This window comes from Stenotrophomonas sp. YJH_SMC_73, assembly GCF_059370155.1.
Map to the genome: position 1 here is coordinate 367,700 of NZ_JCAFTJ010000001.1, position 20,888 is coordinate 388,587.

General features: G+C 68.2%; 18 protein-coding genes. 8 read left to right on the plus strand and 10 right to left on the minus strand.

The genetic code is table 11. The features are described from left to right. The first annotated feature begins 47 nt into the window (after window positions 1-47). Genes AC5P8R_RS01705 through AC5P8R_RS01715 form a run of 3 tightly spaced genes read left to right on the plus strand, consistent with a single transcriptional unit; the run spans window position 48 to window position 4,089 of the window. The gene (locus tag AC5P8R_RS01705) at window positions 48-1,577 is read left to right on the plus strand and encodes an MFS transporter (RefSeq protein WP_495222939.1); all 1,530 of its coding nucleotides are present in this window, start codon (window positions 48-50) and stop codon (window positions 1,575-1,577) included. Between the two features lie 20 nt (window positions 1,578-1,597). Continuing rightward, complete coding sequence (locus AC5P8R_RS01710) at window positions 1,598-2,680, plus strand: HlyD family secretion protein (protein WP_169412046.1); 1,083 nt, start codon at window positions 1,598-1,600, stop codon at window positions 2,678-2,680. After that, window positions 2,677-4,089 (plus strand): efflux transporter outer membrane subunit, encoded by a 1,413-nt coding sequence (locus AC5P8R_RS01715; RefSeq protein ID WP_495222940.1) that lies wholly within the window; start codon window positions 2,677-2,679, stop codon window positions 4,087-4,089. Before AC5P8R_RS01710 ends, AC5P8R_RS01715 begins: the two co-directional genes overlap by 4 nt. Before the next feature lie 144 nt (window positions 4,090-4,233). On the opposite strand, the gene AC5P8R_RS01720 is transcribed toward AC5P8R_RS01715, so the two are convergent. The 6 genes from AC5P8R_RS01720 to AC5P8R_RS01745 all read right to left on the minus strand — a co-directional run bounded on the left by AC5P8R_RS01720 (window position 4,234) and on the right by AC5P8R_RS01745 (window position 9,820). Next, window positions 4,234-4,797, minus strand: a complete 564-nt coding sequence (locus AC5P8R_RS01720) for a DUF3916 domain-containing protein (RefSeq protein WP_495222941.1) — start codon at window positions 4,795-4,797, stop codon at window positions 4,234-4,236. Window positions 4,798-5,042: 245 nt separating this feature from the next. Beyond that, window positions 5,043-5,381, minus strand: a complete 339-nt coding sequence (locus AC5P8R_RS01725; RefSeq protein ID WP_005410998.1) for a hypothetical protein — start codon at window positions 5,379-5,381, stop codon at window positions 5,043-5,045. A gap of 77 nt (window positions 5,382-5,458) precedes the next feature. Beyond that, window positions 5,459-6,400, minus strand: coding sequence for a DegV family protein (locus tag AC5P8R_RS01730; RefSeq protein WP_032956590.1), 942 nt, complete (start codon window positions 6,398-6,400; stop codon window positions 5,459-5,461). A 95-nt stretch (window positions 6,401-6,495) separates the two neighbouring features. Then, on the minus strand, window positions 6,496-7,128 hold the full coding sequence (locus AC5P8R_RS01735; RefSeq protein WP_164077735.1) for a DsbA family protein: 633 nt from the start codon (window positions 7,126-7,128) through the stop codon (window positions 6,496-6,498). A gap of 20 nt (window positions 7,129-7,148) precedes the next feature. After that, window positions 7,149-8,411, minus strand: a complete 1,263-nt coding sequence (locus tag AC5P8R_RS01740; protein ID WP_014648375.1) for an amidohydrolase family protein — start codon at window positions 8,409-8,411, stop codon at window positions 7,149-7,151. After that, window positions 8,411-9,820, minus strand: a complete 1,410-nt coding sequence (locus AC5P8R_RS01745) for an amidohydrolase (protein ID WP_111205465.1) — start codon at window positions 9,818-9,820, stop codon at window positions 8,411-8,413. Before AC5P8R_RS01745 ends, AC5P8R_RS01740 begins: the two co-directional genes overlap by 1 nt. 255 nt (window positions 9,821-10,075) lie before the next feature. Here AC5P8R_RS01745 and AC5P8R_RS01750 point away from each other — a divergent pair, with 255 nt between their 5' ends. The 3 genes from AC5P8R_RS01750 (at window position 10,076) to AC5P8R_RS01760 (ending at window position 14,939) form a co-directional block, all read left to right on the plus strand. Then, window positions 10,076-13,462 carry an autotransporter domain-containing protein gene (locus AC5P8R_RS01750; protein WP_095377940.1) on the plus strand — a complete coding sequence of 1,129 codons (3,387 nt, stop codon included), beginning with the start codon at window positions 10,076-10,078 and terminating at the stop codon, window positions 13,460-13,462. Between the two features lie 117 nt (window positions 13,463-13,579). Further along, window positions 13,580-14,356: an AMP nucleosidase gene (locus AC5P8R_RS01755; RefSeq protein WP_005419211.1), complete on the plus strand. Its 777-nt coding sequence runs from the start codon at window positions 13,580-13,582 to the stop codon at window positions 14,354-14,356. A 43-nt stretch (window positions 14,357-14,399) separates the two neighbouring features. Continuing rightward, window positions 14,400-14,939 carry a DUF924 family protein gene (locus tag AC5P8R_RS01760; RefSeq protein WP_495222942.1) on the plus strand — a complete coding sequence of 180 codons (540 nt, stop codon included), beginning with the start codon at window positions 14,400-14,402 and terminating at the stop codon, window positions 14,937-14,939. Window positions 14,940-15,058: 119 nt separating this feature from the next. Here AC5P8R_RS01760 and grxD read toward each other — a convergent pair whose 3' ends face one another. Beyond that, on the minus strand, window positions 15,059-15,985 hold the full coding sequence (grxD, locus tag AC5P8R_RS01765; protein WP_032956577.1) for a Grx4 family monothiol glutaredoxin: 927 nt from the start codon (window positions 15,983-15,985) through the stop codon (window positions 15,059-15,061). Window positions 15,986-16,044: 59 nt separating this feature from the next. Here grxD and AC5P8R_RS01770 point away from each other — a divergent pair, with 59 nt between their 5' ends. Continuing rightward, window positions 16,045-16,824 carry a polysaccharide deacetylase family protein gene (locus tag AC5P8R_RS01770; protein ID WP_049440647.1) on the plus strand — a complete coding sequence of 260 codons (780 nt, stop codon included), beginning with the start codon at window positions 16,045-16,047 and terminating at the stop codon, window positions 16,822-16,824. 100 nt (window positions 16,825-16,924) lie between these two features. Here AC5P8R_RS01770 and AC5P8R_RS01775 read toward each other — a convergent pair whose 3' ends face one another. The 3 genes from AC5P8R_RS01775 to AC5P8R_RS01785 are packed head-to-tail and all read right to left on the minus strand — an operon-like array spanning window position 16,925 to window position 19,544. Further along, window positions 16,925-17,644 carry a class I SAM-dependent methyltransferase gene (locus AC5P8R_RS01775; protein WP_478406095.1) on the minus strand — a complete coding sequence of 240 codons (720 nt, stop codon included), beginning with the start codon at window positions 17,642-17,644 and terminating at the stop codon, window positions 16,925-16,927. A 4-nt stretch (window positions 17,645-17,648) separates the two neighbouring features. After that, complete coding sequence (locus AC5P8R_RS01780; protein ID WP_014648368.1) at window positions 17,649-18,266, minus strand: SGNH/GDSL hydrolase family protein; 618 nt, start codon at window positions 18,264-18,266, stop codon at window positions 17,649-17,651. Window positions 18,267-18,269: 3 nt separating this feature from the next. Beyond that, window positions 18,270-19,544: a pyridoxal phosphate-dependent aminotransferase gene (locus AC5P8R_RS01785; protein WP_046432453.1), complete on the minus strand. Its 1,275-nt coding sequence runs from the start codon at window positions 19,542-19,544 to the stop codon at window positions 18,270-18,272. A 114-nt stretch (window positions 19,545-19,658) separates the two neighbouring features. On the opposite strand from AC5P8R_RS01785, the gene rsgA reads away from it, so the two are divergent. After that, window positions 19,659-20,768, plus strand: a complete 1,110-nt coding sequence (gene rsgA / locus AC5P8R_RS01790; protein ID WP_041863803.1) for a ribosome small subunit-dependent GTPase A — start codon at window positions 19,659-19,661, stop codon at window positions 20,766-20,768. The last annotated feature ends 120 nt before the right edge of the window (window positions 20,769-20,888 follow it).

Here is a 20,888-nt window from a genome sequence, read left to right on the forward strand (position 1 = left end):
CCAATGACCCTCAACATGCCGTGCACTGCACGGATCGGCGCCTGGCGATGAGTGCGCCGGCCGCCGCTGTCCCGGCCGCCGCAGCGCCCCGTCCTGCCGCCGCCCCCGGGCTCGATCGCCGCATTCTGGTCGGCCTGTGTGGCGTGCTGCTGGCGGTGCTGGTGTCCGGCTTCAACGAGAACATCACCAAGGTCGCCCTGGCCGACATCCGTGGCGCGATGGGTTTCAGCGTCGACGACGGCAGCTGGATCGTCGCCCTCTACAGCGCGATGTCGGTCAGCGCGATGGCCTTCGCGCCGTGGTGTGCCGCCACCTTCTCGCTGCGCCGCTTCGCATTGGCGATGATCGGTGGCTTCATGGTGCTGGGCGTGCTGTGCCCGCTCGCCCCGAACCTGCAGGTGTTCCTGCTGCTGCGTGCATTGCAGGGCCTGTGCGGCGGTGCACTGCCGCCGTTGCTGATGAGCGTGGCGCTGCGCTTCCTGCCGCCTGGCATCAAGCTGTACGGCCTGGCCGGCTACGCGTTGACGGCGACGTTCGGCCCGAGCATGGGCACGCCGCTGGCCGCGTTCTGGGTCGAGCAGGTGGGCTGGCACTGGGCGTTCTGGCAGATCGTGCCGTACTGCCTGGCCGCCATGGCGATGGTCGGCTGGGGCCTGCCACAGGACCCGCTGCGGCTGGAACGCTTCGCCCAGTTCGATGGCGTTGGGCTGCTGCTCGGCCTGCCGGCGCTGGTGCTGCTGGTGCTGGGCCTGGTGCAGGGCCCGCGGCTGAACTGGTTAGATTCGCCGATGATCACGCTGATGATCGGTGGCGGTGCCGGCCTGATGGTGCTGTTCATGATCAACGAATGGTTCCACCCGCTGCCGTTCTTCAAGCTGCAGTTGTTGGCCAATCGCAATCTCAGCTACTCGCTGGTCACGCTGGGTGGCGTGCTGTTCGTGCTGCTGGCGGTGATCTCGATCCCGTCCGGCTTCCTGGCCAGCGTGCAGGGCTACCGGCCGCTGCAGACCGCACCGATGCTGCTGTGGGTGGCACTGCCACAGGTGATCGCGCTGCCGCTGGTGGCGGCCCTGTTGAACATCCGCGCGGTGGACTGCCGCTGGGTGCAGGCCACCGGCCTGGCGATGCTGGCACTGGCCTGCTGGCTGGGCTCGCACCTGGACGTGGCCTGGATCCGCGACAACTTCCTGTGGGTGCAGCTGCTGCAGGTGTTTGCCCAGCCGATGGCGGTGCTGCCGCTGCTGATGCTGGCCACCGGCGGCCTGGCGCCACAGGATGGCCCGTTTGCCTCGGCCTGGTTCAACACGATCAAGGGCTTCGCTGCGGTGCTCGCCGGTGGCGTACTGGATGCCATCGCCCAGGGCCGCCGTCATTTCCATTCCACCGTGCTGGTCGACCGCCTTGGCGAGCAACCGTGGCTGGCCGATGGCCCGCAGCTGGGCGCGCGCCTGCATGCACAGGTACAGGCGCTGACTTCGGCCGACCTGTACTGGGTGGTCGCACTGGTGGCGCTGGCCTTCATTCCCCTCATTGCCTGGATGCCCACCCGCATCCATCCGCCACGCGCCGTGGCCTGAACCTTTCGCAGGAACCCCTCATGACGATCAATCGAACCCCTCTCAACACCGGCCTGGGCCTGGGCGTGCTGGCCCTGGCCATCGGCGCGTGGCTGCTGCTGCGCGATGGCGGTCACCAGACCACCAACAATGCGTACGTGGTGGCCGACTACACCCTGGTAGCGCCGAAGATTGCCGGCTTCGTCAGTGCCGTGGAGGTAGAGGACAACCAGTCGGTGAAGGCCGGTGACGTGCTTGCCCGCATCGACGACCGCGACTACCAGGTGGCACTGCAGGCTGCGCGTGCCGACCTTGCCAATGCCCGTGCGCAGCTGGCCAATGCGCAGGCCGCACTGGCCCAGCAGGACTCGCTGATCGCGCAGGCCAGGGCCAGCGTCGATGTCAGCCGTTCCGAACTGACCCTGGCCAGTGCCGACCAGCAGCGTTACCGCGAACTGGCCCGTGATGGCGCCGGTACCGTGCAGAACGCGCAGCAGGCGCAGTCGAAGCAGGCCGTGGCCAGTGCGCATCTGCAGCAGGGCCAGGCCGCACTGTCGACCGCACGCCAGCGCACCGACATCCTCAGCGCGGGCGTGCAGGCTGCACAGGCGGCGGTGCAGCGTGCAGAAGCGGCACAGGCACGCGCCGAACTGGATCTGTCGCACACCGTGCTGCGCGCGCCGATCGATGGCATGGTCGGTCGCCGCGCAGTGCGCGTCGGTGCCTACCTGACCCCGGGTACGCCGGTGGCTGCGGTGGTCCCGCTGAAGCGCGCCTTCGTGGTCGCCAACTTCCAGGAAACGCAGATGACCCGCATGCAGGCCGGCCAGCAGGTCGAACTGAAGGTGGACGTATTCCCGGGCACGCCGCTGCGCGGGCACATCGACAGCATTGCACCAGCCACCGGCATCACCTTTGCTGCAGTCGCACCAGAGAACGCCACCGGCAACTTCACCAAGGTGGTGCAGCGCATTCCGGTGAAGATCGTGCTGGAGCCGGGCCAGCCGCTGCTGGACCAGCTGCGTGCCGGCATGTCGGTGGAAGCCAGCGTTGACCTGGGCAGCCGCGCGCGTGCGCAGAGCATGCAGCACGGACCGGGCCACAAGCGCGGGGAGGGCGCATGAGCGCCATTACCGTTTTCCGCACCTTCGTTGCGGCCAGCCTGTGCACGGCCCTGGCTGCCTGCGCGATGGGCCCGGACTTCGTACGCCCGCAGGCGGAACTGCCCGGCCACTGGCAGGGTGGGGCTGTCGCCGGCAACGCCATCGATCAGGACGCCGCCTGGTGGGCCGGCTTCGACGATCCGCTGCTGGGGCAGCTGGCCCATCAGGTGCTGGCGGCCAACCTGGACCTGCAGCTGGCCGCCAACCGCGTGCAGCAGAGCCGCACCGCGCGCGGCATCACCGCCGCCGATCACCTGCCCAGCGTCAGCGCGAGCGCCAGTGGCGTGCGTGCACGCAACAGCGAGGTGGGCCTGAATGATCCGTCCGGCAACGGCGGCCGTGATGACTACGGGCTGTTCCAGGCCGGTATCGGCCTGGGCTGGGAACTGGACCTGTGGGGCCGCGTTCGGCGCCAGGTGGAAGCGGCCGACGCACGCGTGCAGATGGCCGAGGAGGATGCACACGCCGTGCGCATCGCGCTGCTGGCGGAAACCGCGCGTGATTACCTGCAGCTGCGTGCGACGCGGCAGCTGCTGGCGATCACCGAGGACAACCTCAGCATCGCGCATGACATCAAACGGCTGACCGAGGCGCGCCAGAAGCAGGGCGTGGCCAGCACGCTGCAGGTGTCCAGCGCGGCCGCGCAGGTGGCTTCGCTGCAGGCGCGCATCGCGCCGCTGCGGCATCGCGAATCGCAGCTGCGCAATGCGCTGGCGTTCCTGCTGGCACAGCCGCCGCAGGCGCTGGACGCGCAGCTGCAGGATGCACGCCGTGACTGGCCGGCGTTGCCAGCGGTGGCGGTGGGTCTGCCGAGTGAACTGGCCGTGCGTCGCCCGGACATCCGTCGTGCCGAGGCGGCACTGCATGCGGCAACGGCCGGCATCGGCGTGGCCAAGGCCAGTTTCCTGCCGCGCATCACCTTGAATGGTGACGCAGGCTTCCAGGCCAAGCAGCTGGATGACCTGGATGGCTGGAACGCGCACCGTTTCAGCATCGGGCCGTCGATCAGCCTGCCGATCTTCCAGGGCGGGCGGCTGAAGGCGAACCTCGCGCTGAGCAGGCTGCAGCAGCAACAGTCGGCCCTGCAGTTCCGCCGTACCGTGTTGCAGGCCTGGCATGAGGTGGACGACGCCATGGATGGCTACAGTGCCGCGCAGCAGCGCACGGTGCAGCTGCACGTGGCGGTGGATGAGAGCGAGACGGCACTGGGGGCGGCGCGCCGGCAGTACCAGGCCGGCGTGGTCGACATGCTGGACGTGCTGACCACCCAGCGCATCGCGCTGGACAACCAGGCCGCGCTGGCCAACAGCCAGGCCGCCGCCGCGATCGCGCGTGTAGAGCTGTACCGCGCGCTGGGCGGTGGCTGGTAGCGATAGGGAAACGCCGGGCCATGCCCGGGGGTTCGTCGGTAGTTGCCAACCTTGGTTGGCAGCTTTTTTGGAGCGCCAACCAAGGGTGGCGTCTACCAGAGCCCGTCGTGCGCCGGGCCACGTGCTGTGGACCCGGTGGACGCATCAACGCCCGTCCGCTACCTCGCCGTAAAACCAGTATTCCTGTTCCAGACCGTCATCGTGGTCGGTGGGAGGAATGCTGACCTGCACACCTCGCTCCTCAACGCCTTGGGGTAGGACGAGCTGCCATTCGGCGGAAAGACTGCGCGAGGTGATGGCGGTGACCTGGCCATCCGCTGTCGAGGCGACGTGGCCCTGGAAGTACGCTTCGTCCAGGTAAAGGCAAATCTCGCTGGAGAACATCCCTGGCTGGGCGATGCAGCAGGTTACCCGCACAGTAGCTTGTGAAGCGGGCCGCGACTGGATCAGATTTGCGCAGGCGCTGATGAGCGATTGGGCGCAGGCACGCTGGATTCTCAGGGTGGTGGCCGGGCCTTTGATCAGACCGGCTCGGGTCGGAACCTTGTAGTTCCAGTAGCGAGCTTGACTGCCCAACTCCTCTGGCGAGGGAAACGCACCACTGAAGCAGTCAGCCCAATGCTGCAGGTCGCGTAGTCGGCGTGGGGCATCGCGCAGCTTCTTCTCGCCGCGCGTACCCGGCCGGGTGATGGCATCTCTGTTTCTCATTCCCACAGTGTGCCAGCCACATGCGCGGCGGGTTGGAAAGCGCCAACCAGGGTTGGCATCTACCGGAGCAGCCCTCGGAAGCGCCGGGCCATGTCCGGCGGCGCGTCAGTAGTGGCCAACCTTGGTTGGCAGCCGTTTGTGCAAGCGCCAACCAAGGTTGGCGTCTACCAGAGCATGGTCATCGGCACCGGGTCGATCACGACACGGGCACGGTAGCGCCGGGCCATGCCCGGCGGGCGGGTGCCTCAACGCACGTCGCGCAGTTCCCAGTGGCTGCCGGCCAGCAGGCGCAGGCGCTGCTTGAACACGTCACTGTCGATGCGGGTGGTGGCGACCAGGTTGATGCGCAGGTCCTTCTGCTCGCCGGTCACGGTGGCCTCCGGGTCGGTCACGCCCCACTGCGGTTCCACCGCATCCGGGTCGGGCTGCTTGGCCTTCCAGCGTTCGAACAGCGTGCCGCTGCGCAGGGCATCCTGCAGCTCTTCGGCGAAACCGGCGGCGCCCTGGGAATGGAAGGACAGGTCAGGGTCGTTGCCGCGGGCCTTGGACGGATCGGGCAGGCTGATGTGGTACTGCGCAGGCATGGAGTTCTCCTTGAAGTGCGGCAAGGCTGGCACAGTCGGGGTGGAATCGATGTGCAGATTCCTGCCGTGGCCAGCGCTCATTCGAACCGATGCGGCCCATCGGCAAATCCCACGGTGACCGCGCCCTTGCCGACGTTGACCATGCCGGTCAGGCTCATCACCGATTCGTACACGGTCACGCCATGGCCGGCGCAGACCTCTTTCATCTGTGCATAGCCGGGCAGGCTGCGCAGCTCGTCCAGTTCGCCGCCGTAGCTGACGCACACCGTCGGCGTCATCAGCCCGGCACGCACGCGCTGGCCGACCACCGCGAACAGCTTCTGCACGGCGCTGTCGAAGCCCTTGATCTTGGCCACCGGCCCGGTCTCGCCACGGTAGCCGTGCAGCACCGGCTTGATGTCCAGTGCACTGCCCAGTGCCGCGCTGAGCAGGCCGACACTGCGGTCGCCCTTGTGCCGCGCGCGTGCGCGCATGTAGTACAGGTCGCGGGTGATCATGTAGCCGTGCACGTTGCCGGCCAGTTCTTCCAGCCGTTCGCGGATCTGCTGCACGCTGGCGCCACTGTCACGCAGGCGGACAGCCTCCACCGCGGTCACGGCCTGCGCGGCGAACAGGTTCTGGGTATCAAGTACGCGCAGCGCGAACGGCGAGTTGTAGCCCGCTGCCTGCCGCACCGGCTTGTAATCGTTGAGGATGGCGAAGCTGGCCTGCAGCGCGTTGTCGTGGATCGGGCTGCGGGTCTTGGTGATGGTCATGCAGAACACGTGGTCGTAATCGATCACCAGCTGCTGCAGGAACAGGTCGCGGATCTGGTTGACGCTGAAGGGGATGGTTTCCGCTTCAGCGCCATGTTCGGCCACATGCGCGTGCAGGAAGCTCAGGGTGGCCTGCTCATCGCGATGATCGGCCAGCACGGCTTCGCCGATCCGTACGGTGATCGGCAGCAGCACGATGTTGTGCTCGGCAATGAAGTCCTGCGGCAGGTCGCAGGCCGAGTCGACGACGATTCCGATGCGCATCCGCGGCTCCCCCTCCAGGGCGGTTGTAGGTTCGGAAATGTGAAATCTATCTCAAATTCTGGCGTGGCGCGCGAGGGAAACGCGGCACGCCCTGTTCAGCGACTGCGCTGCACGGCCACCGGAAGCTCGGCCAGGCGCTGCCATTCGGGCTGCCGCAGCAGATCCGGGTCGGCCAGCACCGCCGCCATCAGTGGGTGGGCGTCGTTGCCCCAGAACAGTTCGCCATCGATGGCCAGGGTCGGCACGCCGAACACGCCGGTTGCAATGGCGGCCTCGGTGTTCCTCCGCAGCTGCTCCTTGACCGCGGGAGTCGCGATGGCGCTGGCGACATCCTCGATCCCCAGCCGCGCGGCTGGTTCGCGCAGGGCCTCGGCGCTGTCGGCGGCATTGCCGTCGCGCCAGATCCAGTCGAACAGCACGTCCACCGCCTGTGCGCTGCCACCCGCGGCCAGGCACAGGCGCAGGGCAGACAGCGGATTGAACGGGTGGCCCGGCGGGAACCGCAGCGGTGTGCCTTCGGCCTGCGCGGTCCACAGCAGCTGGCGGTAGATGAAGCGGCGCTTGGCCGGAATCTCGGCCGGCCCGAGGTTGCCCAGGTGATGCAGCACGGCACCAAAGGCGATCGGCACCGGCTGGATCCGCGGGAACTCGGGCAGCTGCTTCAGCTTCTGCCAATGCAGGTAGGAGTACGGCGAAACGAAGTCGAAATACCAGCGCAGGGTGGTCATGGTGGTGTCCTTCAATGCGGTCAGGGCTGCGCGTTGCGCAGCAGGTAGCGATCGCGCAGCTCGGTCTGGCGCGAGCGCATCGGCATCGCCCGGCCGCCCAGCCAGACCTGTTCGGCATAGTGCGCCACGTCCAGCGGGTCGCCCTCCCACAGCACCAGGTCGGCACGCTTGCCCGGCTCGATGCTGCCGATCTGGTCGGCCACACCGAACGCCTGCGCCGGCACCCGGGTCAGGCCGGCCAGGCCGTCGGCCCAGGGCAGTCCATTGGCCACGGCATTGCCGGCCAGCTGGCGCATCTTGCGGGCGTTGTGCGAGGCGTCGCCACGCTGCACGAACGAGACCGCCACGCCGGCCCGTTGCAGGCGTGCCGCATTTTCCAGGGTTGCACCGATCTGGTCGAAGCTGGCCGGCAGGTTGGACAGCACGTCGACGAACACCGGCACCTGCGCGGCGGCCAGCTCCGGTGCCAGCTGCCAGGCTTCGCTGCCACCGGCAATGGCGATCTTCACCTTCTCGCGGGCGGCCCAGCGCAGCAGCTGGCGGATGTCCGCCGCACGGTCCACCTCCACCACGATGCGGCCCTGGCCGGCCAGGTAGCGGCCCAGCGTGCGGCGCCCGGCCGGGGTCAGCAGCGCATGCGGTGAGTCCGCGGCGACCTGGCCACGCGCCTCGTCCACCATCTGCTGCAGCAGCATCCATTGCGCCGCACGCGAATGCCCGGTCAGTTCCACTGCGGCCGACCCCAGGCGCAGGAACAGCGCGCGCGGCCCGAGGGGATCGGCGCTGCCGTCCAGCCGCATCACACCGCCCTGGCCAGCGACGAAGCCGCCACCGGTGGCGGCCCCCAGGGCGGTGAAGCCGATGCCGTCCAGGCGCGCCACCGGGATCAGCACCGAGGCCGGGTTGTAGGCCAGGGTGACATCGAATTCGGGGCGCAACGGTTGTTCGCCGATCTTCAGCGTGCTGTCGACCGTGCTCGCTTCACCGGAGACTTCTTCGATGCCGATCTCGGTGATGCCCCCGAACAGCGCGGGTGTCAGCGGGCGGCCATCGGCCTCGACGACGTTGGCCCCGGCCGGTGCGGACAGCCCGTTGCCGACTGCGCGGATGATGCCGCCCTGCACCAGTACATCGGCGTGCTGCAGGCTGCCGCGCGCGCTGGCCGTATGTACGGTGGCGTTGCGGACCAGCAGGTCCTGCGCCTGCGCGGCTGCGGAGAGGCAGGCCAGCACCATGACCGTAGCGCCGAGCCATGCCCGGCGACGCTTGTTCAACGCGCCCATCAGTGCACCTCCTGGCCGAGCTGGAAATCGGAACGCGGCGTCGCTGCCGGCGCACTGCGGTCGTACAGGCGGCGGCCGTCGATGAAGACCTGTTCGGCCAGCGCGTAGGAACCGAAGGGGTTGCCGTTCCACACCACTACGTCGGCCATCTTGCCGGCCTCCAGGGTGCCGGTCTGGCCTTCAATGCCCAGCGCTCTGGCGGCATTGGCCGTCATCCAGGTGATGGCATGTTCGGGCGTGATCTCCGGCATGTGCGCGCGGCGCGCGGCGGCGATCACCTTGGCCGCTTCCTGGTTCAGGCGCTGGATGCCTTCGGGCGAATCGGAATGGACGATGGCGCAGCTGTTCTTCGGCCGGTCGACCAGTGCGATGTTCTCCGGAATGCCATCGAAGGCTTCCATCTTGAAGCCCCACCAGTCGGCCCACAGCGCACCGCAGACGCCGTCGGCGGCCAGCCGGTCGGCCAGCTTGTAGGCCTCTACGCCGTGGTGGAAGGCCGCCACCTTGAAGCCGAATTCCTTGGCCAGGTCGAGCATGGTGGCCATCTCGTCGGCGCGGTAGCAGTGGATGTGCACGCGGATATCGCCTTCGATCGCGCCGGCCAGCGTGTCCAGCTTGAGATCGCGCTTGCCGCCGGCATCACCGGCGCTGTCGCCCTTGTCGCTGCCGAACCAGCCCTTGCGCTTGGCCGGCTTGGGTTTGTTCTTGGCGATGTAGTCGGCAGCATCGATGAAGGCGGCGCGGTAGCCGGCAACGTTGCCCATCCGCGTGGCTGGGGCGACGCCCTTGCCTTCGCCGTAAACCCGTTTCGGGTTCTCGCCGCAGGCCATTTTCAGCCCCCACGGAGCACCCGGGAATTTCATGGCCTGGTAGGTGATGGCCGGCACGTTCTTCAGGGTCACGCCACGGCCACCGACCAGGTTGGCCGAGCCAGGCAGCACCTGCATGCTGGTCACGCCTCCGGCCAGGGCTGTAGCGAAGCCCGGGTCCTGCGGCCACACCGAGTGCTCGGCCCAGACATTGGCGGTGACCGGTGCGGTCATCTCGTTGCCGTCGCTGTGCGCGCCGACGCCCGGGCTGGGGTACACGCCCAGGTGCGAGTGCACGTCGATCAGGCCCGGGGTGACCCACTTGCCCCGCGCATCGATGCGGGTGACCCCGGCATCGGCCTGCAGCTGGCGGCCCACGGCGACGATGCGGCCCTCGCGCAGCAGCACGTCGGCGTTGTCCAGGCGCTGGCCGGTGCCGGTCAGCACGGTGGCGTTCTGGATCAGCACCGGCGCATCGGGATGCGCCCGGTAGGTGCTGGGGTAGGGATCGGCGACGAAGCGCGAGGCGCCCACCGCCGGTGCCGTGCTCAACGAAACCAGCGCCAGCCCAAGAGCGGCGCGCAACACCATCGATGCCATGCAGAGATCCCCAACCCACGCGTGAATCCGCCGACGCTATCCGTCGTCGATACCACTTGCCAAGTGACCTTGGGCAGGGGCAGGGGTGGGGATTTTCCTATACAAAAATTCTGAACGAAGCATTAATTTTTTGTGACACCTGCCGCTACCAACCGGTGGGACAGCGAGCGCTGACCCGCCGTGAGGTGTGCTTTCCATTGCTCCATGACGGAGCTGCACCTGAAATATTTCAAGGAATCAAGGACGTAACTGCAGATGATTGTCTTCCCGTCGTATCGCTCCACCGCTTCCCGCCGCTCGATCCTCCCCTCACCCCTGGCCTCGGCCATTGTTGGCTCGCTGCTGATGGCCGCCGCTCTGCCGGCGCTGGCCCAGGACAGCAACGCAGACGCCTTGTCGCGTTACCAGTTCCAGCGCAGCCTGCAGGCCGCGTTTGCCGCACCGGTCCTCACCGCTTCGCCGTCGCTGGCCGTCGCCGCCGCCGATGTGGAAGTCGATCCGGAACCCATCATGGGCAAGCCGGGTGATGCCGCCAGCTGGCGCACCACCGAATTCAACAGCGACTGGGGCCTGCAGGCGATCAACGCCGATGTGGCCTACGCACGCGGACTGACCGGCACCGGCATCCGCCTGGGCGTGTTCGACAGCGGCACCGGCCTGGACCACGACGAGTTCGCCGGCAAGGACCACCGCAGCATCCATCTGGCCGACGTGCTGGCCGATGGCAGCCTGTGCGCGCGCGAAGTGCTGAGTGGCCCGGACGCCTGCTTCGCCAGCGACGGTGACCAGGTGGCCGTGTCCTACCAGCTGCTCGACCCGGACTATGCCGATCTGCTGGAGCGCAATGGCTTCTACGAAGGCCTGAGCTACAACGTGCACGGTACCCACGTGTCGGGCACCATCGCCGCCAACCGTGATGGCCACGGCACCCACGGTGTTGCCTTCGGCGCCGACCTGAGCGTGGCCCGCCTGTTCTCCAACAGCGCCACCTACCTGTCGGTGGTGAATATCGGCGGTTCCCTGTATCTGGACGAACAGACCATCGCCGCCATCCAGGCCGACGATTCGATCTACCCGCAGCTGTATGCGCAGATGAACGAGCAGGGTGTGCGCGCCATCAACCACAGCTGGGGCCTGGCCAACGAGCCGACCACAGCGGAAGACCTGGACATGTACCAGTCGCACCCGGTGTTCGCCGCCAGTCTGGCTGCGATGGCCGAAGGTTCGCGCAGCAGCGGCCTGATCCAGGTATGGGCCGCTGGCAACACCGATTCGCCCAACACTTCGCCGGAAGAAGCGCCGATTGCCGGCATGTATGCCTCGCTGCCGCGCGCCGTCGCCGACGTCGAGCCGTACTGGCTGGCCGTGGTCAACGTCAATCAGGACCTGGAGCTGAGCAACCGCTCTATGCGCTGTGGCCTGGCGGCGAACTGGTGCCTCGCCGCGCCCGGCTCGAACATCAACTCGACCGTGTACGGTCCCGATTCGGTGATCGAAGGTGATTTCTACGATGACAATGGCAACCTGGTGGTGGACATCATCAGCCAGACCCCGTCGTCCGATTACGAGGAACTGAGCGGCACGTCCATGGCCGCCCCGCACGTCACCGGCGCGCTGGGCCTGCTGTTCGAGCGCTTCCCGTACCTGGACAGCGCGCAGGTGCGCGACGTGCTGCTGACCACCGCCACCGACCTGGGTGCTGCAGGCGTGGACGATGTCTACGGCTGGGGCCTGATGAACCTGGCTGCGGCCGTCGAAGGCTACGGCTCGCTGCGCGTGGACACCGATGTGGTGATGAACCAGAAGGCCGGCGGCCTGAAGGTGTGGGAAGGTGATGCATGGGACGACTGGACCAATGACATCGGCGGCCCGGGCAAACTGACCAAGAGCGGCATCGGCTGGCTGCGCCTGAGCGGCGACAACAGCTTCAACGGCGCGGTGGTGCGCGAAGGCGTGCTGGAACTGGACGGCGTGAACACGCTGACCAGCGCCGTGGACGTGACCGGCGGAACCTTCCTGCTGAACGGCACCCTGCAGAACACAGCGCTGAACAGCCTGGGCGGCAGCAGCCGCATCACCGCCACCGGTGTGCTGGACGGCTCGGACCTGACCGTCACCGGCGGCGTGGTGTCCTTCAACGGCGTGCAGACCGGCGGCAGCACCTTCGTGGGTGAAAAGGGCACGCTGAAGGGCGTGGGCCAGCTGGGAAACACCACCGTGGCCGGCATCATCGCTCCGGGCAACTCCATCGGCACGCTCACCATCAACGGTGACTATGTGCAGACCGCCACTGGCGTGTACCAGGCCGAGGTGGCCCCGGGCAGCCGCAGCGACCAGCTGCACGTGACCGGCACCGCCACCCTGGGCGGCACCCTGGTGGCGCTGCCGGAACCGGGCACCTACTACCTGGGCGAGCAGTTCAACTTCATCCAGGCCGACGGCGGCGTGAACGGTCGGTTCGCCAGCACGGATTTCAGCGCCTTCTCGCCCTTCCTGCAGTTCGGCCTGGCCTACTCCGCCGCCGGCGCGCGCATTGAAGTGACCCGCGGCAACGCGCTGGCTACCGCGGCCACCACCGCCAACCAGTTGGCCGTGGCCACCGTCGTCGACGGTCTGGCGGTCAACCAGGGCCTGCCGCGTCCGCTGACCATGCTGTTCCCGGAACAGGTGGGCAGCGCACTGGACAGCCTCAGCGGCGAACTGCATGCCGCCACCAGCGCGGCCCTGCTGGAAGGCAGCCGCTACGTGCGTGATGCCGCGCTGGCCCGCCGTGCCGGTGCCGCTGCACCGGGTGCCGAAGGCGGCGACGCCAGCGGTGTGTGGGTGCAGGCCCTGGCCGGCAGCACCACGCTGGACGGCAACACCAACACCGCCCGCACCGAAGCCAACAGCAACGGCCTGCTGGTCGGTGCCGACCGCGAGTTCGGCGGCTGGCAGGTGGGCGTGCTGGCCGGTACCGGCCGCACCGACGTGAAGCAGGGCGAAGGCCGCCGTGCGAGGTCGAAGGTGGACAACACCCACTTCGGCGCCTACGCCAGCCACAACTGGGGCGGTTTCGGCCTGCGTGGCGGCCTGGCATGGAGCGAACACGATGTGGACAGTACCCGTGAGCTGGCGTTCGCCGGTTACAGCGACACCCTGAGCGCCCGCTACGACGCGCGTACCCGCCAGGCCTTCATCGAAGCGGCCTACCGCTTCGGTGGCCGCGAGGCTGGCCTGGAGCCGTACGTGCAGGTGGCCCGCGTGGAAGTGGACACCAAGCACGTGAACGAGCGTGGCGGTGCTGCGGCCCTGCAGGGTTCGGTGGACGACGTGCGCACCACCCTGGCCACGGCCGGCGTGCGCTTCGACAAGGGCCTGAAGGCCTCGTTCCAGCAGGACAGCTGGTTGCACGTGCGCGGCGCGGTGGCGTACCGCCACGCCAGCGGCGACCGCAACCCGTCGGCCCGCCTGGGCTTTGCCACCGGCGGTGACAGCTTCGTGGTCAACGGTGCACCCATCGCCGACAGCGCGGTGGTGGCCGAACTGGGCCTCTCGGCCTGGCTGACCGCCAAGCAGCAGCTGGAACTGGGCTACAGCGGCCAGTTCGGCGACGAAAGCCGCGACCACGGTGCCAACCTGCGCTGGTCGGTGCGTTTCTAAGCCACGGGCTCCCGCAGGGAAACCAGGAGGGGCGGCCGTTGGGCCGCCCCTTCTCTTTGTGTGGCAGGGCAGGCGCAGCGTTGCCTACAATGGCGCCCCTGCAGAACCGGACCGGGCATGAAGAGCAAACAGGAAATCGTCGACAACTGGCTGCCGCGTTATACCGGCGTTCCGCTGGACCAGTTCGGCCAGCATATCCTGCTGACCAATTTCGGCGGCTACCTGCACACCTTCTCCGCGCTGACCGGCGCCCCGGTCATCGGCCTGGACCGGCCGATGGCCAGCGCCACCATCGATGGCATCACCATGATCAACTTCGGCATGGGCAGCCCCAATGCCGCGATCATCATGGACCTGCTGTCGGCGGTGATGCCCAAGGCGGTGCTGTTCCTGGGCAAGTGCGGTGGCCTGAAGCGCAAGAACCAGCTGGGTGACCTGGTGCTGCCGATCGCAGCGATCCGCGGTGAGGGCACTTCGGGCGACTACCTGCCGCCGGAAGTGCCGGCCTTGCCGGCGTTCGCGCTGCAGCGTGCGGTCTCGACCATGATCCGTGATCTCGGCCACGACTACTGGACCGGTACCGTCTACACCACCAACCGCCGGGTCTGGGAGCACGACGAGGCGTTCAAGGAGCGGCTGCGGGCGATGCGCTGCATGGCCATCGACATGGAAACCGCCACCGTGTTCGCCGCTGGCTTCGCCAACCACATTCCCAGCGGCGCACTGCTGTTGGTGTCGGACCAGCCGATGATCCCCGATGGGGTCAAGACCGAGGCCTCCGATGCCAAGGTCAGCTCCCAGTTCGTGGAAAACCATATCCAGATCGGTATCGAGGCGCTTAAGCTTATCCGGCGCAACGGCAAGTCGGTCCGCCACCTGCGCTTCGACGAATGATGATGATGGCCTGGCGCGGCGCGCCGGCCCTGGGGAGTAGGTGATGGACGTTGCCGCGCACGTGGTGGAATTCTGGAAAGAGGCGGGCCCTGCGAAGTGGTTCGCCCGCAATGATGCGTTCGACGCGCAGTTCCGCCAGTTGTTCCTGGATGAGCATTTCGCAGCCGCCTCGCGCGCGCGCGAACACTGGCTGGGCAGTGCCGAGGGCGCACTGGCGCTGATGCTGCTGCTGGACCAGTTCCCGCGCAACTGCTTCCGCGGTAGCGCCCATTCCTACGCCACCGATGGCCTGGCCCGGCACTACGCCATGCGCGCCATCGAGGAAGGCCTGGACCTGCAGCTGGTGCCCAAGCTGCGCGCCTTCATCTACCTGCCGTTCGAGCACTCCGAGGATCCGCTGGACCAGGACCGCTCGGTGGCGATGTTCGACGTGCTGGGCGACAAGGAATACCTGCAGTACGCCGAGCTGCACCGCGACATCATCCGCCGCTTCGGTCGCTTCCCGCACCGCAACGCCGTGCTGGGTCGCATTCCCTCACCGGAAGAACTGGACTACCTGGCCGAAGGCGGTTTCGCCGGCTAAGAAAAAGGGGACGGAGGGAATTAAGTCGTTTTTGCCACAAACGACTTAATCCCCTCCGTCCCCTTTTTAGGGGTCAGATCGCCTTTCCGCAGGAAAGGGCTCTGACCCCGGGCCTTCAATCAGTACTTCGGCACGCCGTTGTCGACGTCTTCCGACCAGGCGTTGATGCCGCCGGTGACGTTGAACACCTTGGTGAAGCCCAAGGCGCGGAACTGCTCGGCGGCCTGCGCGCTGCGGCCACCGTGGTGGCACATGAAGGCCAGCGCGGTGTCCTTGGGCAGGGCTTCCAGCGCGGCGCGGCCGTTGCCGTCGAAGGTCTTGAACGGCACGCCCACGGCGGCGATTTCACGCTCGTCGGCCGGGCGCACGTCCACCAGGGTGATGTTGCCGGCACGCACCAGGTCGTCGGCATCGCGCACGCTGATTTCCTGCACCGGCTTGGGCGCATTCGGGTTGTCGATGGCCAGGCCCTTGCCGCGGATGTCGTCCACCCAGTCGATGGTGATGCCGTTGGCGCGACGGGCGCTGGCCAGGTCGAACTGCACGCGCAGGCCGTTGGACTCGGCGGCGATGGCACCTTCGTCGTGCGGGGCCAGCTGGAAGTTCGGCTGGAAACCGGCGTCGATGGACAGCTGCAGAGCAGCGCCCGGGGCATCGGCCAGCGCGCCCTTGAGCATTTCCACGGCCGCCGGGGTGACGGTGATGCTCGGCGGGGTACGGTCCGGCGCGGCCAGGCCCAGCACGCTGCTCAGCTCGCCGCTGGCAGCCATCTGCAGCACGATGTCGCTGCCGCCGACCAGTTCGCCGTCGATGTACAGCTGCGGAATGGTCGGCCAGTCGCCATAGGCCTTGATGCCTTCACGGATTTCCTGGTCGGCCAGCACGTTGACGTGGGCGAACTCGACGCCGAGGTCCTGCAGGGCGCCCACGGCCTTGGCCGAGAAACCGCACTGCGGCATCGACGGCTGGCCCTTCATGAACAGCACGACGCGGTTGGCGTTGAGGATGGATTCGATGCGCGAACGCAGGGCGGGATCGAGGGACATGGACGTCGGGGTTCCGGGAATTCGAATCATCAATTCTACCCCTCATGGCATCATGGGGGATGAGCAACGCAGGAACATTGCATCGCATCCCGACCCGGCCCTGGCGCTGGCTGCCCTGGCTGGTGGCGTCGCAGCTGGCCGTGATCCTGGTCTGGGCCTTGGCCGGCTGGCACTGGGGGCTGCCCGTGATGGTGGCCAGCCACGCACTGTTCCTGGTGCCGGTATTCCTGCCCAACAGCCGCTTCTACGCGCCGGTGCTGAGCCGGATGGGAGAGGCCGGAAACAGCGTCTGGTTGACCATCGATGACGGTCCCGGCCCGGAGACCCGTGCGGTGCTCGACCTGCTGGACCGCTACCAGGCCCGCGCCACCTTCTTCCTGGTGGGCGAGCGTGCGCTGGCACAGCCGGACCTGGTGCAGGAGATCCTGCGCCGCGGCCACGACCTGGGCAACCACAGCCACAGCCATCCGCAGGCGCGCTTCTGGCGGCTGGGCCCGGCAGCGATGCGTGCCGAGATCGAGGGATGCCAGCATGCGCTGCAGGCGGTAAGCGGCCGCCCGGTGCGCTGGTACCGTTCGGTGGTGGGCATGACCAATCCGTTCGTGGCGCCGGTGCTGAAGGCGCTGGGACTGGTGCGCGTGGGCTGGAGCGCCCGTGGCTACGACGGTGTCGGCTGCACGCCGGAGGGCGTGCTGTCGCGGCTGCTGCCGGACCTGCGCCCGGGCGCCATCGTGCTGCTGCATGAGGGGGCCGCCCACGGCCACAACCTGGCGATCATCGAACGCGTGCTGCAGGCGCTGGACGAGCGGGGGCTGAAGGCGCGGCTGCCGGTTCCGTAACGCCGGGCCCTGGTGGTGTGGAGCAGCCGAGCATGGGCTCGGCGCTACAAGGGTTGGCGATCATCCTGTAGCGTAGCGCCGGCACATGCTGCACTCGGCGCTACAACGCGGGGCGTTCGGCCACCAGCAACCAGCTGTTGAACGGCGTGCGCCCGTGCAGGGGGCGCGGGGCCGTCACTTTCAATCCGGCCTCGGCCAGTGTCGCCTGCAGCACCTGCGGGTCGGGGTAGTGGCGCGGCCGCGTGCCCATCCAGCCGACCAGCCAGGCCAGCCGGTCCGCCACCCGCGTGGTGCGGTCGCGGCCATCGCCGGTGGCCAGTGGCGTGCGCAGCAGCAGGCGGCCGCCGGGAGCGACCCGCATACTGGCCTCACGCAGCAGTGCCTGCTGTGGGCCCGCGTCCAGGTACTGCAGCACATCCAGCAGCAGCACATGCCCGGCCTGCGCCGGCAGCGGCGCCTGCACGTCCAGACAGTCGAAGCGCACAGCGGGCAGGCCGGTGGCGGCACGCTGGGCACGGGCGATCTTGCCGGCATCCACGTCCACGCCCCGGTAGGGCTGGCAGCCACCGCGCTGGCGCAGCACGTGGGCGAACAGGCCCAGCCCGCAGCCCAGGTCCAGCACGGGTTGCCCGTCGCCAGGCAGGTGCTGCAGCACGCCGTCATACAGCGGGTCGCTGCCCAGCTTGCTGCGGGTGTAGTAGTAGTCGCGGCGGCTGGCCCAGGCGTGTGCGGGGCGGAATGCCTCGGCGATCGCGCGGGCCTGCGCGGCGCTCAAGGGTGTGCAGGGCAGGGGCTGGCCGTTCCGTGGCGTGCCATCCATCGGGTCAGTCCGTTCCGCCGAGCAGGTGGGAGGCGACCGGCAGCGCGCGCGCGCTCCACAGCGCGTACATCCGTGCTGAAGGGTGCAGGCCGTCGTCGGCGATCATCGCCGGGTCGCCACCGTGGTCACGGCTGATGTCGGTGATGTCGACGAAGGCCACGCCCTGCTGGGTGCAGATCACTTCAGCGGCCGCGTTGAATTCGTCGGTCTCGATCTCGATCGCGGCCAGGTCACGGCCGCTGCCGATACCGAACGGCGTCGCGCCCCAGTCGGGGAAGGACAGCACCAGCACACGCCCGGGGCGGCCACCGGCAAAGCCGATCGCCCGCTGCAGCAGGGCGTGGAACTGTACGCGGTACTCGTCCAGCGGCCGGCCGCGGTACTGGTTGTTGACGCCGATCAGCAGGCTGACGAAATCGAACGGGCCCTGCGGCGCGGCCGCATCGATGCCGGCGTCCAGCTCGTCGGTGGTCCAGCCGGTGGTGGCGATGGTCTGCGGGTCGGCCAGCGCCACATCCTGCGCACGCAGGGCGGCGGCGAGCTGGTACGGCCAGCGGCCTTCGACCGCAACCGCTTCACCGATGGTGTACGAGTCGCCCAGCGCCAGGTAGGACAGCGCCACGGCTCAGGCCACCGAACGGCGTGGCTTCAGCGGTACGACCTTGGTCGCGTCCTCGGCACGGCGGGCCAGCACGCGGTCGATGCGGGCGAACACATCGCGCATCACCGAGGCTTCCGGCAGCAGGGTCACGCGGAAATGATGGCGGTAGGGCACGTTGAAGCTGGAACCCGGTACCACCAGCACGCCTTCATTGTTCATCAGATCCAGCGCGAAGTTGTGGTCGTCGAAGCCCTTGGCGGCGGCACCGACCACGGCCGGGAACGCGTACAGCGCACCGGCCGGCGCGACCAGCGACAGGTGCTCACTGGCTTCGCAGGCTTCGATCACCGCGCGGCGGGTTTCATACAGGCGGCCGCCCGGGGTGCACAGTTCGGAGATGGTGTCCGGGCCGTTCACTGCGGCCTCGATGGCGTACTGGCCCGGCACGTTGGCGCACAGGCGCAGCGCGCCGAGCAGGTCCAGCGCAGCGCGGAAGTCGCCCAGGCGCGCGTCGTCGCCGCTGAGGTGGGCCCAGCCCACGCGCCAGCCGCAGGCACGGTGCACCTTGCTCAGGCCACTGAAGGTCAGGCACGGGTGGTCGCCGGCCAGCGGCGCGACCGGCTGGAATACCGCATCGTCGTACAGGATCTGGTCGTAGATCTCATCGACCAGCAGCAGCAGGTTGTGGCGGCGCGCGATCTCGACCACGCGCTCGAGCAGTTCACGCGGGTAGCTGGCGCCGCTGGGGTTGTTCGGGTTGATCAGCACGATGGCGCGGGTGCGCGAGGACACCAGCGTCTCGATCTCGCTCGGGTCCGGCTGGAAGCCGTTCTCGGCGGCGCAGCGGTAGTACACCGGGCGGCCATCGTTGAGGATGGTCGAGGCCGACCACAGCGGGTAGTCGGGTGAGGGCACCAGCACTTCGTCGCCCGGGTTGAGCAATGCGCGCAGCGACAGGTCGATCAGTTCGCTGACGCCGTTGCCGACGAACACACGGTCGGGGTGCGCATCCGGTGCGCCACGGCGGGCGTAGTACGCCGCGATGGCTTCGCGTGCGACCGGCAGGCCCTGCTGGTGGGTGTACGGGTCGGTGCGGCCCATGTCATCGGCGATCGCGCGCTGCAGGTGCTCGGGCGCGCGGAAACCGAAGTTGCCCGGGTTGCCGATGTTGAGCTTGATCAGCTTGCGGCCCTGCGCCTCCAGCTCCCGGGCTCGCCGCGCCAGTTCTCCGCGGATTTCGTAGCGCACTTCGGAAAGGCGCTCGCGGATGGCCAGGGGCTTGGGCGAGTTGGTGGACATGGGAGCTGGGCCGTCAAAAGGCATGGGGCTTCCATCCTACCGGAATTGCTGCAATGCATGGCAGGGGCGCCGGGCCCGTCATTGCTGGGCTGGCAGGGCATCGGCACGGGTAGAATGGCGGCGATGACCCAGACCCCCGATTTCATCGCCCTGCAGACCATTGGCTGGCCCTGGCCGGGCCCGGCGCAGCAGGCCGACTGGCAGGCCGCGATGGCCGCACATCCGCAGGCCCGCCCGGCGCGGGTGATCGAACAGCACCGCACCCACTACGTGGTGGCCGATGGCCCGGATGCGTCGATCAAGGCCGAATCGCTGCCGGAATGGCAGCGCCCGCGCTTCCCCAGCCACGAGCGGCCTGCAGTGGGCGACTGGGTGCTGCTGGACGGCATCCGCATTGTCGCGCTGCTGCCACGCCGCACCGCGATCAAGCGTGGCGCCGCCGGCGAGCACTACCACCAGCAGGTGATCGCGGCCAACATCGACACGGTGTTCATCGTCTGCGGCCTGGATGCCGACTTCAATCCGCGCCGCATCGAGCGCTACCTGCTGCTGGTCGGCGGTGGTGGTGCAGAACCGGTGGTGGTGCTGACCAAGGCCGACCAGACCAAGTACAGCGAGGATGCGCTGGCGGTGCTGGAAGAGCTGGAGATGCAGGGCATCGCGCTGCATGCGATCAACGGCCTGGATGCCGACAGTGTGGCGGTGCTGCAACCGTGGCTGGGCCCGGGCCGCACGGTGGTGCTGGTCGGTTCCTCCGGTGCCGGCAAATCCACGTTGACCAACACCCTGCTTGGCGAGCAGCGGATGAAGACCAACGCGGTGCGCGCCAACGATTCGCGTGGCCGCCATACCACCACCCACCGCGCGCTGATGCCGTTGCCGACGGGCGCCTGCCTGATCGACACCCCGGGCATGCGCGAGCTGAAGCCGACCGGCGAAGAGACGCTGTCCGAAGGTGGCTTCGCCGACATCGAGGCGCTGGCCGCACAGTGCCGTTTCAACGACTGCAAGCACCAGCAGGAACCAGGTTGTGCGGTGCGTGCGGCGATCGAGGCGGGCGAGATCGAAGAGAGCCGGCTGCTGAACTACTTCAAGCTGAAGGAAGAAGTGGCTGCCGCTGCCGCCAAACTGGCGGTACGCCAGGCCGAGACCGCGCAGGAGCGCGGCGGCAGGAAGGGCAAGGGCCAGCAGTTCCGCCCGGCAGGCAAGCCGCGTAGGCGGTAACAAGGCAGCCGAGCATGGGCTCGGCTCTACAGCTGGTCCGCGGTGGAGTCATTTCATGTAGCGCCCGAGCCAATGCTCGGGCGGCGGCGCACCGCGCCGGGCACGGCAGGGCGTTATAGT